This is a genomic window from Pseudarthrobacter adonitolis, assembly GCF_055412845.1.
Window position 1 is genome coordinate 396,839 of the sequence record NZ_JBVAYW010000002.1, and the last position, 12,994, is coordinate 409,832.

Below are 12,994 nucleotides of genomic sequence, written 5' to 3' on the forward strand. Positions count from 1 at the left end.
ATCTCCTCAGTGCTGATTCCTGTACGCCCAAAGGCGACAAAACGATTGTAATGCGGTTAAAAGAACAGTGGAGCGGACCAAATGGCCCGCTCCACCGCTTCAGAACTATTTGTTACTCTGCAGCTGCAGCAGCAACGATGTTAACAACGCGGCGACCGCGGCGGGTGCCGAACTCGACGGCTCCCGGGGCCAGTGCGAACAGTGTGTCGTCGCCGCCACGGCCAACGCCGGCGCCCGGGTGGAAGTGGGTGCCACGCTGGCGGACGATGATCTCGCCTGCGGAAACTACCTGACCGCCGAAGCGCTTGACGCCGAGGTACTGGGCGTTGGAGTCACGACCGTTGCGAGTGGAACTCGCGCCTTTTTTATGTGCCATTTGAAATGCCTGCCTTTAAATTCTGGGGAATCTGCTGAAGAACCTGAACGCTAACGAAGAGTTACTTGATACCCGTGATCTTGACCTTGGTCAATTCCTGACGGTGACCCTGGCGCTTCTTGTAACCGGTCTTGTTCTTGAACTTCTGGATGACGATCTTCGGACCACGGAGGTCTTCGAGGATCTCAGCCGTAACCGTTACCTTGGCCAGGTCCGCAGCAGCAGAGGTGACTTTGTCACCGTCTACCAGGAGCAGTGCGGGCAGCTCAAAGGTGCTGCCGGCTCCACCGGGGACGCGGTTCAGGGTAACGAAGTCTCCAACGGAAACCTTCTCTTGGCGGCCGCCTGCGCGGACAATCGCGTACACCACTTGGGAACTCACTTCTCTCGACGTTTATTACTAAATTTGCGTGCTGAACCCGTTTCCATAATTGGCTGGGTTCTCGCTGTGCCTCAACGCCGTGGGGTCGTAACCCAAGTGTTGGCGTAAGCACCGAAGATCTAGAATACGCTAATTTTGCCTTCGGCCGCAAATGAGGCTGGTTACGGTCGGTTGTCTGTGATAGGACCCACAAGCAGGTACTGCACTGACAATCCAAAACCGTGCCTGACTATCCTACAGGCCGCGCGGGCCTGAGACTGTCAGGAGTGAATTCGCGGCGCGTCGAAGAATTCCACTTCGAACCGGCATGACTGCCTGAACGCCACAAGCATCGCCGCCCGTTCATCCGCGGAAGCGCTCCGGCCGGCCTCGTCAGCCATGGCGACGGCGTCGCGGGTGGCCTGTGCGAAGTCCTCGTCAGCATAGGCCCGCAGCCAGTCGGCGTAAGGGTGCGCTGCAGGGGCACCGGCAGCCAGGAACTCCGCGTGGAGGGTCTGTCCCACGTCGGCGTACAACCAGAAGCACGGCAGCACCGCCGCCACGAGGACCGCGTAGCTTCCGGATGCCGAGGCCGCCAGCAGGTGGTCCACGTAGGACTTGGTGACAGGTCCAAGGGCGGATTCCACTGCTCTGGTGCTCAGCCACGTGCGGTGCAGTTCGGATTCGACCTCAAGGCATTGCTGGGCCGACTTTGCCCAGAACAGCTGCGCGGCTTCCGTGGGCGCCAGCGCACTGGCCCGGGCAAGGACACGCGAATAGCCGTTGAGATAGATGGCGTCCTGAGCGAGGTAATAGGCGAACTGTTCCTCAGCCAACGTGCCGGCCCCCAGGTCGCGAATGAAATCCAGCCCATAGATGGCCTCAAGATCCGGCTCCGACGCCCGACGCAGCGTGTGTGCAAATTCGCCGACTGCCGGAACCCGCTGCATGTGGTGGAAGTGGTTGATTGGGCCGTTGCCTCCGCCCACCTCCAGCTGGGCAGAGGTCTGCAGCGCACCAACCAGCCATGGCTTAACCTTCCGCAGTGCGGCCTCCCAGTCCCCCAGCCTTGCCTGAGCCGTAGCCATGGCCGACGACAGCGAGCAGCCGGTGCCGTGGCTGTTGCGGGTGGGAATCCTGTCCCCGCTCACTTCCACCACCTCCTGGGTGAGCAGCCCAGTGGTGTTGACCAGGGCATCCGGGCACGCACCGCCGTCGAGATGGCCGCCCTTGACCAGGACGGTGGCACCGGTCGCGGCGGACAATTGCTCCCCTTGCCCGAGCGCATCAAGCCAGTCCCGCGCCTGCGGCTCCCCCACCAGGATGGCCAATTCGGCCAGGTTGGGGGTGATCAGGTCCGCGAGCGGGAGCAGCCCCCTCAGGGCCGCCTCGGCAGACTCCTGCAGCAGCCGGTCTCCGCTCGTGGCCACCATCACCGGATCAAGAACGACGACGGCGGGACGCACCTTTTCCAGCCAGTCCCGGACCACGCCAATCACCGCAGCGTCGCCCAACATGCCGATCTTGACCGCGTCGATGGTGATGTCGTCGCTGATGGCATCGAGCTGCTGGCGCAGGAAGGACGCCGGCGGGACGTGAACCGCCTGGACCCCCTGTGTGTTTTGGACCGTCAGGGCGGTGATGGCCGCCATCCCGTAGCCGCCAAGCGCCGCAATGCTTTTGAGGTCGGCCTGGACGCCTGCGCCACCTGACGGGTCCGATCCGGCAATGGACAGCACCCGCGGAACGTCACGCAGCACCTTGACCGCAGAAGAGCGGCCTGGTGCGGGCCGGAGCCCAGCGGGGGTTGCCGTAGTCAGGGGTGTTGCAGGAGGAAGGACAGAAGTTGAAGCCAAAGGAGGACATCCCTTCGCCGGTGCTAACCGGACAGGTTCAACGGGTGTGGATCTCAGCCGGCTCTCTGCGCGGCACCCCGTGTCAGTCACCAGCCTAGCGTTCCTCAGGACTTAACGCCGGACGCCCGGACGCAGCCTGTGATTCACAGACACGTCCGGGCGCCGTTGTAGTGGCTTGCCCTACTGTTTGGTCAGAGCTCCGAGGCCGGAACCCCTACGCCCAGGATGATGGGCGCGTTGGTGGCCGCCGGCTTGTCAGCCACGGGAGCCTTGACGGACTCCGGGGCCTTGGCGGCGTGGGTGTGTCCGGCGGCAGCCGCCGGAGCGGCTGCGTGATGCTCCACGGACGTGGCGTTGGCTGCGCCCTGGGCACGGCTGGCACTCCGGTTCCGACGGGGTCGGCGGGCGGGGGGCTGCTTGGTGTGGTCGGAGTAGTCCTTCTCCGCCACAGCGGGCTGCTGATGACGGACAGGTTCGGCCGGCTGGCTTTCAGTTGCCCGGGCTGCCGCCGGCGTGCTTTCCGCTACAGGGGCCGGCTCGCCAAGGTGGGCGAAGGCCTCTGCGAGGCGGTCAAGTGTCAGGGCAGGTGCGTGCGGCTGGTCCTCGTGGTGCTGCACGAACGGCAGCACCACCTGCTCGCCGCCAAACGTCAGTACAGCGGCCGGGCGGCCGTTGGAGTCCGTCTCGGACCGCTCAGCCGGAGCCGGCACCGGCGCAGCGGGAGTCTGGCCCGCGGCAGCTGATGCGTGAGCCACTTCGTCGTCGTGCATGTGCGCAGCGTGGGCTGCGGCCGCAATGTTCGCAAGCGCTGCCCGCGTGGCCTCAGCCTTGGCATGGCGTTCGGCATCACTGGGTTCCGGGTGGACCGTATGGATCTGCATCGGAGCTGCCGGCGCCGTTTCCAGCGGCTGGCCGCCCCGTCCGCGGCGGCGCTTCCGGTCAGTGCGGCCACCCGGCTGGCTGTCCGGGCGCTGGCTGTCCGTGCGCTGGCTGTCCGTGCGCTGGCTGTCCGTGCGCTGGCTGTCCGGGCGGTGATCCGCACGCTGCACGTGGTGCTCTGCGGCTACGGTGTTGGCGCGGCGGTGCTCCACGGGGTCGTCGTGGGTGACGATTCCGCGGCCTGCACAGGTTTCACACTGCTCCCCGAAGACTTCCAGGAGCCCGGTGCCCATGCGCTTGCGCGTCATCTGCACAAGGCCCAGCGAGGTCACTTCGGCCACCTGGTGCTTTGTCCGGTCGCGGCCTAAGCACTCCACCATGCGGCGCAGGACCAGGTCGCGGTTGGATTCGAGGACCATGTCGATGAAGTCGATAACGATGATGCCGCCGATGTCGCGGAGCCGGAGCTGCCGGACCACTTCTTCAGCTGCCTCGAGGTTGTTCTTGGTGACGGTCTCCTCGAGGTTGCCGCCGCTGCCGGTGAACTTGCCGGTGTTGACGTCCACCACGGTCATGGCTTCGGTGCGGTCGATGACCAGCGAACCGCCCGAGGGCAGGAAGACCTTGCGTTCCAGGGCCTTGTGGATCTGCTCATCGATCCGCCACGCAGCGAAGATGTCCTGGTCCTTGGTCCACTTTTCCAGGCGGCCCACGAGGTCCGGGGCAACGTAGGTGACGTAGGCCTCGATGGTGTCCCAAGCCTCTTCACCGGAGACGATCAGCTTGGAGAAGTCCTCGTTGAAGACGTCACGGACCACCTTGATGGTGAGGTCAGGTTCGCCGTAGAGCAGCTCCGGGGCGAGGATCTTGGTGGACGTGGACTGGCTTTCGATGCCCTCCCACTGCGCGCGCAGCCGGTTGATGTCGTGCGTGAGCTCCTCTTCCGAGGCGCCCTCGGCAGCGGTGCGGACGATAACGCCGGCGTGCTCCGGGAGGCGGTCCTTGAGGATGCGCTTGAGACGGTTGCGCTCGACGTCGGGCAGTTTGCGGGAGATGCCGGTCATGGAGCCGCCGGGCACATAGACGAGGTAGCGGCCGGGCAGCGAGATCTGGCTGGTCAGGCGTGCACCCTTGTGGCCCACGGGATCCTTGGTGACCTGGACCAGGACGGTGTCGCCGGACTTGAGCGCGTTTTCGATCCGGCGCTGCTTGCCTTCGAGGTTGACGGCTTCCCAGTTCACTTCACCGGCGTAGAGGACGGCGTTGCGGCCGCGTCCGATGTCAACAAACGCTGCTTCCATGGACGGCAGGACGTTCTGCACCTTGCCGAGGTAGACGTTGCCGATCAGGGAGTCCTGCTGCGTCTTGGAGACAAAGTGTTCGGCCAGGACGCCGTCTTCGAGGACGCCGATCTGGATTCTGTCGTCGCGCTGGCGAACGATCATCTGCCGGTCAACTGATTCACGACGGGCCAGGAACTCGGCCTCGGTGATGACGGTGCGGCGGCGGCCGGTGTCGCGGGATTCGCGGCGGCGCTGCTTCTTGGCTTCGAGGCGGGTGGAGCCCTTAACGGACGTGACGCGGTTGTTGACAGGCGCCTCGGTCGCGGCGCGCGGCGCGCGAACGCGGGTCACCGTGTTGGGCGGGTCGTCGCCTTCTCCTCCGGTCAGTTCCAGATCCTGGTCGCCACGGCGGCGGCGCCGACGACGACGGGACGTCACTCCCTCATCGGCCTGCCCAGCGGATTCCTCATCAGTTTCTTCGGCTGCGCCGTCGTCGCCTTCGATATCGCCGTCGGCATCACTTTCGCCTGTGCGGCTGCGTCCGCGGCGACCACGGCTGCGGCGCCTGCGGCGGCCGTTGGCGTCGTCCGCTTCGCCGTCTTCGGCGTCGTCCTCTTCCGGCTCTTCAACCACGGCGGCGGCCGGTGCGGGGCGGACCACTGTGCTGAGGTCAGGGGCCTGGAAAAGCACCGACGTGGTGGACGCCGGCTCGAGGAACAGTGAACTGAACGGGCTGGCAGGCTCAGCAGCAGCAGCCGGCTCTTCAGCAGGCGCGGCGGCAGTGTTGACGGGGGCGACGGCGGCGGTTGCTGCGGGCGCGGCGGCCTCCGCGGCTGCGACTTCCTCTGCTTCCGGGGCCGGCGTTGCTGCGGTTTCACGGGCCGGCTGCTCCTCAGGAGCTGTTTGTCCTACGGCCGCGGGAGCGACGTCGGGGGCCGAGGTTTTGCGCGTGGCCACGCGACGCCGGCGGACAGGCTTGGTCTCCGCTGCAGCTTCAGGGGCTGCGGCTTCGCCCGCGGGTTCCACGGCGGCGGGTTCTACGGCGGTCTCGGCAACAATGGCAGGTGCTTTTGTGGCTGCAACAGCGAACGCCGGCAACGGTTCGGCGGTGTCCACCTTCTTACGTGCGCGGGTCCGGCGAACCGGCGCCTTGGGCTCCGGTGCGACGCCCTCAGCAGCGTCAGTCACTGGTGCGGCCTCTGCGGCTTTCGGCGCTGCCTTCCGACGCGTCCGGGTGGCCTTCTTGGGCGCTTCCGCAGCCTCGGCGGCGGCTTCATCGTTAACGGCTGGTGCTTGTTCGTTTTCCATATGTGGCAACACTCCTGCCCCTGACGTACCGCCACATCCGGCACCCATTGGGGCACATATTGTCAAAACCCGCAGGCGTTGACAGAAGTCAAGTGGATACTCCCAGGTTCGCACCGATAGAGGGGTGCGGCAGCCCGTGGGAGCCGTCGGCTGTGTCCTGAAACCCGTTGTTCTACACGCCACAACCAGGTGCCGACCAATGGAATTGCGGGAAGCCGGATTAGAGAATCCGAAGCCTGCCCTGCTCATCATTGGCGGTCTTGAAACAAGCCACCGGACCGGAGTCCGAATGTGGGTCGGCCTCCAGCCATGTTTATTCTCTCACACCCGGGCTGAAAGACGGCGGAACCAAGGGCAGCGGATCAGTCCGTGAGGGCGCTGGCTGAATGCTGCTTCCAGTCACCGGGGTTACAATCGGGCAAGGAGCACCCGAAGCAAAGGACGCCACCATGCCCAGCATTTCCCACGGCACCGACACGCCGGCAGCCTCCCCTGCGGCCCAGCCGTTGCCCGCCAGGCCCGGGACTGTGCCGCCGATGGCGCGTAACCGGCCGCTCGGCTGGCTGATGGTCATCACCGGCGCCATCGGCTGGCTGGCTTCAGGGGCTCTGGTCCTGGAAAAGCTCGCCGTCCTCGAGGATCCGAATCACGTAACGGCCTGCGACGTTAATCCTTGGATCTCCTGCGGCCAGGTCATGCAGACCTGGCAGAGCTCGGCGTTCGGGTTCCCCAACATGTTTATTGGCATCGTCGCGTTCGCCGTCGTCATCACCGCGGGCATGGCCCTGCTGTCCGGCGCCACGTTCGCCCGCTGGTACTGGGCAGGGCTCCAGGCCGGCGTCACGCTCGGGTTCGCGTTTGTGGTGTGGCTCTGGTCGCAGGCACTTTACGACATCCACGTCCTGTGCCCGTTCTGCATGATCGTCTGGGCCGCGATGATCCCGCTCTTCGTCTGGGTAACCATCCGCAACGTCGTCCACGGCATCATCCCCGTCCCGTCAGGGGCGGCACGTGTGCTGGGCGAATCAGGCTGGATCATCACCGCGTTGCTGTACGTGGCAGTCATCGCCAGCATCTTCTTCGCGTTCATCCAGGTGTTTGCCGGAACCTCGGGCTTCTAACGCGAGCCCCGCACAAAAGGCGCGAACTGGCACCTAATACCCTCAGATCTCGGATTTGAGGGCATTACGTGCCAGTTCGCGCCTGTACTTGGTGGATGCAGGACCTAGTCTTGGAACCAGATCTTGATTTCGCGCTCGGCCGAGTCCACGGAGTCGGAGCCGTGGACCAGGTTCTGCTGGACCTTCAGGCCCCAGTCGCGGCCGAAGTCGCCGCGGATGGTGCCGGGGGCGGCAGTGGTGGGATCGGTGGTGCCGGCCAGGGACCGGAAGCCTTCAATGACGCGGTGGCCTTCGAAGATCGCTGCCACGACCGGGCCGCTGAGCATAAATTCAACGAGGGGCTCGTAGAACGGCTTGCCCACGTGCTCTTCGTAGTGCTGCTCCAGCAGTTCCCGGCTGGCCTCAACCTTCTTCAGTTCCCTGAGGGTGTAGCCTTTGGCCTCAATGCGGCCCAGGATGGCGCCGCTGAGGTTGCGGGCAACGCCGTCGGGCTTGATCAGTACCAAGGTGCGCTCGATGGTCATGGCTGCTCCAATGCGTAAGGGGTGGGTTTCGGGACAATTCTACGAGGATTCCGGGTGCGCCGCGTTCCAGTCGGCCTGTTCGCGTTCGCGCTGGGCGGCCTCGGAGTCAATCCTGATGCCGGTGCGGATTCCGTACCACCATGCCAGGCCGAACAGCGCGCCAACCAGGAACATCATGGGCTCAACGATGCCCGTCAGGATCAGCACAATCTGCAGGATCCAGCCCAGCCCTACGCCCCACGGCTTGGACAGCACAGCGCAGGCAAGGACCATCACGACGCTCAGCGCGATACCGATCCCCAGGATCAGCGCCGGCGGAAACTCACCGCGCTTGAGTCCAAAGACTGCCAGCGTTGCGAAGAACACCACAAACGCCTCAAGCAGCAGGACGGTGGAGGCAAACATCACCTTGGTGGACCGGCGCTTCTTGGGCATTCCCGGGCGCCATTCACGCTGGGCTTTGGTCAGCTTGGCCACCGCTAGGCCTCCGTCTTTCCGAGCAGGATCCGGGCTTCCGCCACCAGGGTGATGGACCCCGTGACCAGGACGCCGCCGGAGAGGTCATCGTTGGCTTCGGCGCGTTCAACGGCCCATTCCAGGGCGTCGTCGAGTTTCTCCGCGATGTGGATGTTGTCTTCCCCGAAGCCCATCTCCACGGCCAGTTCGGCCAGTTCGGCCGCGGGCACTGCCCGTGGCGAGTTGGACTGGGTGAAGCAGTATTCCTGGGCGATGTCGCCCAAGGATTCCTTGAGCTGGCGCAGGATCTCTTCGGCGTCCTTCTCCTTCAGGACTCCCACTACCGGCACCAGCCGGGTGAAAGTGAAGGCCTCCTGGATGGCCTCGGCCGAGACCCTGATGCCGTCCGGGTTGTGGGCCGCGTCCACGATGATGGTGGGCGCTGTCCGGACCACCTCAAGGCGCCCCGGGGACGTGACGGACGCGAAGGCTTCCTGGAGCACCTCGGCGTCAAGTTCCTTTTCGCCGCCAAAGAAGGCCTCGAGGGCTGCCACGGCCACTGCGGCGTTCTGGGCCTGGTGCGCGCCGTGCAGCGGCAGCAGCAGTTCCGGGTACCGGCCGGCGATGCCCTGGATGCTCACCACCTGGCCGCCCACGGCAACCGTCCGGGATTCGACGCCGAACTCCACGCCTTCAAACCGGAACGGGACTGCCACGTCTTTGGCTTTCTCGAGCAGCACCTGCGCAGCATCAACGGGCTGCGAGGCACTGACGAGGTAACCGCCGGGCTTGATGATGCCGGCCTTCTCGTAGGCAATGTCTTCGGTGGTATCGCCCAGCAGGTCGGTGTGGTCCAGGGAGATGGGGGTGACCACCGAAACCAGGCCGTCGCCCACGTTGGTGGCATCGGTGATGCCGCCCAGTCCCACCTCGATCACGGCCACGTTGACGGGCTGGTCCGCGAAGATCGCGAAGCCCAGGATGGTCAGGCACTCGAAGTACGTGAGCCGGGGCTCCCCCGCAGCGGTAAGTTCGTCGTCGACGATCTGCAGGTACGGGCGGATCTCGTCCCAGATCCGGACGAACGTTTCGTCAGAGACGGGGTGGCCATCGATGCTGATGCGCTCGGTGACCTTGGACAGGTGCGGGCTGGTGTAGCGGCCGGTGCTCAGGCCGTGCGCGCGTAGACCGGCCTCAATCATCCGGGCGGTGGAAGTCTTGCCGTTGGTGCCTGTCACGTGGATGATCGGAAACGCCTTGTTGGGCTCCCCCAGCACGTCCATGGCCCGGAACAGCGGCGCGAGACGCGGCTCCATCTTGTTTTCCGGTGCACGCCCCAGCAGCTCGGCGTACACACTCTCTACGGAGAATTCGTCAGTCATTGCTCAGGCCTCTGCTTTTTCGACGGTGATGCATGGTTCGCCTGACTCAGCCGGAACGGTGGCCAGCTCCAGGGTCAGGGTTTCGGTCTTGACCAGCCCGGCGTTGGCCAGCAGTGCGTCGATCACGGTGGGAACGGCCGTGACGGTGGTCCGGATCCGGTCGCTCACGTTCAGTCCGGCGTCCTTGCGTGCCTGCTGGATGGCGCGGACCGTGTCGCGTGCAGTCCCTTCGGCCTCAAGTTCGGGCGTGACCTCGGTATTGAGCACCACAAAGCCGCCGCCCGGCAGGACTGCTGCTGAAGCAGATCCGCCGTCGGACTCTGCCACCACTGTCTCCAGGGTGTACTCCTGGGGTTCCAGCTCCAGGCCTCCGGCGATGACCACTCCAGCATCGGAAACCGACCAGTCACCGGACTTGGAGCCCTTGATGGCCTGCTGGACGTTCTTCCCCAGGCGCGGGCCCGCTGCTCGGGCGTAGACCACGAGCTTCTGCTCGATGCCGAACTCCTCCGGGGAGGCGCTGTCGGCGTCGAGCAGGCGGACGGAACGGATGTTCAGTTCGTCGGCGACGACGACGGCGAAGCCTCCCAGCGCATCCGCGCCGGGTGCCACAACGGTCAGTTCCTGCAACGGCAGCCGCACGCGCAGGTTGGCGGCCTTGCGCAGTGAAGATCCGGTGGAGCAGATCTGCTGCACGCGGTCCATCGCTTCCACCAGCGAAGCGTTGGCCGGGAACAGGTCAGCGTCCGGCCAGTCAGCCAAGTGCACGGAGCGACCGCCGGTGAGGCCCCGCCAGATCTCCTCGGATACCAGCGGCAGCAGCGAGGCGGCCACGCGGGACACGGTTTCCAGCGCTGTGTAGAGCGCGTCGAAGGCGTCAACGCTCTCGTCAAAGAAGCGCTGGCGGCTGCGGCGGACATACCAGTTGGTGAGCATGTCCAGGTAGCTGCGGAGCTCGTCGCAGGCGCCGGAGATGTCGTAGCTGTCCAACTGTGCGGTCATGTTGCGGACCAGGTCGCCGGTGTTGGCCAGCAGGTACTGGTCAAGGGTGTCGGCGTAGCCGTCGTAGCGGAGCTTCGCGTCGTAACCCTTACCGCCGTCGGCGGCGTTGGTGTAGAGCGTAAAGAAGCTGTACACGTTCCACAGCGGCAGGATGACCTGGCGGACGCCGTCGCGGATTCCCTGTTCGGTAACCACCAGGTTGCCGCCGCGCAGGATGGGGCTGGACATCAGGAACCAGCGCATGGCGTCGGAACCGTCGCGGTCCAGGACCTCGGAGACGTCCGGGTAGTTGCGCAGGCTCTTGGACATCTTCTGCCCGTCCGAGCCCAGCACGATGCCGTGGCTGATGACGTTCCGGAAGGCCGGACGGTCGAACAGTGCCGTGGACAGGATGTGCAACATGTAGAACCAGCCGCGGGTCTGGCCGATGTACTCCACGATGAAGTCCGCCGGGTTGTGCGTGTCGAACCAGGCTTCGTTATGGAAGGGGTAGTGGACCTGGCCGTACGGCATGGAGCCGGAGTCGAACCAGACGTCCAGGACGTCCTCGACGCGGCGCATCACGGACTGGCCCTCTTCGGGGGTCCGGGGGTCGTCCGGGTTGGGGCGGGTCAGTTCGTCGATGAACGGGCGGTGCAGGTCAACCTGGCCGGCCTTGTTCAGCGGCAGGCGGCCGAAGTCGGCCTCGATTTCGGCGAGGGAGCCGTAGACGTCGGTGCGCGGGTACTCGGGGTCGCTGGACTGCCACACCGGGATGGGGCTGCCCCAGTAGCGGTTGCGGCTGATGGACCAGTCGCGGGCGTTGGCCAGCCACTTGCCGAACTGGCCGTCCTTGACGTTGCCGGGGATCCAGTTGATCTCCTGGTTCAGTTCGGACATGCGGTCCTTGAACTTGGTGACTTCCACGTACCAGGAGGACACGGCGCGGTAAATCAGGGGGTTGCGACAGCGCCAGCAGTGCGGGTAGCTGTGCTCGTAGCTTGCTTGGCGGACCAGGCGACCCTGGGCCCGCAGCACCTGAGTGATGGGCTTGTTGGCCTCGAACACCTGCAGGCCCACGATGTCGTGGAGGTCGCCATGGCTGAACAGCGGCAGGAAATTGGCGCCCTCATCCACGGACAGGACGACCGGTATGCCGGCCTCTTCACAGACCTTCTGGTCATCTTCACCGTAGGCAGGGGCTTGGTGGACGATGCCGGTGCCGTCGGTGGTGGTGACGTAGTCGGCCACGAGGAAGCGCCAGGCGTTCTGGGTGCCGTACTTTTCATCGTCGCTGAAGTCGTTCCACAGCGGCTGGTACGCCAGGCCCGCAAGTTCCGCGCCGGTGTGGGTTGACGTGACGGCGGCCTCGGCGGAATCCACATCCTCATAGCCCAGATCCTTGGCGTACGCAGCCAGCAGGTCAGCGGCCAACAGGAAACTGCCGGTGACCGGTGCGTCCGGCGAACCAGCCTTGACGCCGTTGGGTCCTGCGGGCAGCACAGCGTAGGTGATGGAAGGCCCGACGGCGAGCGCCAGGTTGGTGGGCAGCGTCCAGGGCGTGGTGGTCCAGGCGAGCGCCTGCACGCCGGCCAACTGTTGGGACAGTTCAGACTCCCCCGCTGTGATGGGGAACGTCACCGTGACGGTCTGGTCCTGGCGGTTCTTGTAGACGTCGTCGTCCATGCGCAGCTCATGGTTGGACAGCGGCGTCTCGTCCTTCCAGCAGTACGGGAGCACGCGGTACCCGTTATACGTCAGGCCTTTTTCGTGCAGCTGCTTGAACGCCCAGAGGACCGACTCCATGTACTCGACGTTGAGGGTTTTGTAGTCGTTGTCGAAGTCAACCCAGCGGGCCTGCCGGGTAACGTAGCTCTTCCACTCATCGGCGTACTTCATCACGGAGGCACGGCAGGCGTCGTTGAACTTGTCGATGCCCATGGTCTCGATCTGGGTCTTGTCCGTCATGCCCAGCTGCTTCATGGCTTCCAGTTCAGCCGGGAGGCCGTGGGTGTCCCAGCCGAAGCGGCGTTCCACACGGCGGCCGCGCTGGGTCTGGTAGCGGCCCACGAGGTCCTTGGCGTACCCGGTCAGGAGGTGGCCGTAGTGCGGCAGTCCGTTGGCGAAGGGAGGGCCGTCGTAGAAGACGAATTCGTTGCTGCCGGGCTGCCCACCGGGGGCGTCGGCGCTGCGCTGGTCGATGCTGGCCTGGAAGGTGCCGTCCTGGTCCCAGTACTTCAGGATGCGCTCTTCGATCTCCGGGAACTTCACGGAGTGGGAGACACCAGCGGCAGCGCCGCTCGAAACAGCAGCCGAAGGGGAGGCTGAGGCTTTGGGGTAATACGTCATTCTCGACATCCTGGGTTGAGCTGGTGAACCGTTCAGCCGTTGCTGAATGGTTCCGTTCAGGATGCGAGGACGGCTCCTGTACAGTCCTGGGACTGCACGCTTACCGCGGTACCACCTC

At 65.1% G+C, this 12,994-nt stretch carries 9 protein-coding genes and 1 riboswitch; of the genes, 1 reads left to right on the top strand and 8 read right to left on the bottom strand.

Going from position 1 to position 12,994, the window contains the following annotated elements:
- Nucleotides 1-112: 112 nt before the first annotated feature.
- The 4 genes from rpmA to ACZYZ4_RS04465 all read right to left on the bottom strand — a co-directional run bounded on the left by rpmA (nucleotide 113) and on the right by ACZYZ4_RS04465 (nucleotide 6,063).
- Nucleotides 113-376: a 50S ribosomal protein L27 gene (gene rpmA / locus ACZYZ4_RS04450; protein ID WP_069952019.1), complete on the bottom strand. Its 264-nt coding sequence runs from the start codon at nucleotides 374-376 to the stop codon at nucleotides 113-115.
- A gap of 61 nt (nucleotides 377-437) precedes the next feature.
- Complete coding sequence (rplU, locus tag ACZYZ4_RS04455; RefSeq protein WP_018773353.1) at nucleotides 438-746, bottom strand: 50S ribosomal protein L21; 309 nt, start codon at nucleotides 744-746, stop codon at nucleotides 438-440.
- Nucleotides 747-1,018: 272 nt separating this feature from the next.
- Entirely contained in the window at nucleotides 1,019-2,593 is a 1,575-nt protein-coding gene (gene thiD, locus ACZYZ4_RS04460; RefSeq protein WP_463858529.1) for a bifunctional hydroxymethylpyrimidine kinase/phosphomethylpyrimidine kinase, read from the bottom strand.
- A riboswitch (TPP riboswitch) is annotated at nucleotides 2,586-2,683 on the bottom strand. (Overlaps the previous gene by 8 nt.)
- A gap of 101 nt (nucleotides 2,684-2,784) precedes the next feature.
- Nucleotides 2,785-6,063, bottom strand: coding sequence for an Rne/Rng family ribonuclease (locus ACZYZ4_RS04465; protein WP_463858531.1), 3,279 nt, complete (start codon nucleotides 6,061-6,063; stop codon nucleotides 2,785-2,787).
- A gap of 449 nt (nucleotides 6,064-6,512) precedes the next feature.
- Between ACZYZ4_RS04465 and ACZYZ4_RS04470 the strand changes: the two genes are divergently transcribed.
- On the top strand, nucleotides 6,513-7,184 hold the full coding sequence (locus tag ACZYZ4_RS04470) for a vitamin K epoxide reductase family protein (RefSeq protein WP_463858533.1): 672 nt from the start codon (nucleotides 6,513-6,515) through the stop codon (nucleotides 7,182-7,184).
- A 104-nt stretch (nucleotides 7,185-7,288) separates the two neighbouring features.
- Here ACZYZ4_RS04470 and ndk read toward each other — a convergent pair whose 3' ends face one another.
- Genes ndk through ileS form a run of 4 tightly spaced genes read right to left on the bottom strand, consistent with a single transcriptional unit; the run spans nucleotide 7,289 to nucleotide 12,876 of the window.
- A complete protein-coding gene (gene ndk, locus ACZYZ4_RS04475; RefSeq protein ID WP_463858535.1) occupies nucleotides 7,289-7,708 on the bottom strand; it encodes a nucleoside-diphosphate kinase in 420 nt (139 codons plus the stop codon).
- A gap of 39 nt (nucleotides 7,709-7,747) precedes the next feature.
- On the bottom strand, nucleotides 7,748-8,185 hold the full coding sequence (locus tag ACZYZ4_RS04480; RefSeq protein ID WP_463858537.1) for a DUF4233 domain-containing protein: 438 nt from the start codon (nucleotides 8,183-8,185) through the stop codon (nucleotides 7,748-7,750).
- A gap of 2 nt (nucleotides 8,186-8,187) precedes the next feature.
- Nucleotides 8,188-9,546, bottom strand: a complete 1,359-nt coding sequence (locus ACZYZ4_RS04485; RefSeq protein ID WP_463858538.1) for a bifunctional folylpolyglutamate synthase/dihydrofolate synthase — start codon at nucleotides 9,544-9,546, stop codon at nucleotides 8,188-8,190.
- A gap of 3 nt (nucleotides 9,547-9,549) precedes the next feature.
- Nucleotides 9,550-12,876, bottom strand: a complete 3,327-nt coding sequence (gene ileS, locus ACZYZ4_RS04490; protein ID WP_463858540.1) for an isoleucine--tRNA ligase — start codon at nucleotides 12,874-12,876, stop codon at nucleotides 9,550-9,552.
- Nucleotides 12,877-12,994 lie beyond the last annotated feature (118 nt).

Excerpts from the sequence above, each read along its gene's own strand:
- rpmA (WP_069952019.1), bottom strand. The coding sequence starts at position 376 with ATGGCACATAAAAAAGGCGCGAGTTCCACTCGCAACGGTCGTGACTCC.
- ACZYZ4_RS04465 (WP_463858531.1), bottom strand. The coding sequence starts at position 6,063 with ATGGAAAACGAACAAGCACCAGCCGTTAACGATGAAGCCGCCGCCGAG.
- ACZYZ4_RS04470 (WP_463858533.1), top strand. The coding sequence starts at position 6,513 with ATGCCCAGCATTTCCCACGGCACCGACACGCCGGCAGCCTCCCCTGCG.
- ndk (WP_463858535.1), bottom strand. The coding sequence starts at position 7,708 with ATGACCATCGAGCGCACCTTGGTACTGATCAAGCCCGACGGCGTTGCC.
- ACZYZ4_RS04485 (WP_463858538.1), bottom strand. The coding sequence starts at position 9,546 with ATGACTGACGAATTCTCCGTAGAGAGTGTGTACGCCGAGCTGCTGGGG.
- ileS (WP_463858540.1), bottom strand. The coding sequence starts at position 12,876 with ATGACGTATTACCCCAAAGCCTCAGCCTCCCCTTCGGCTGCTGTTTCG.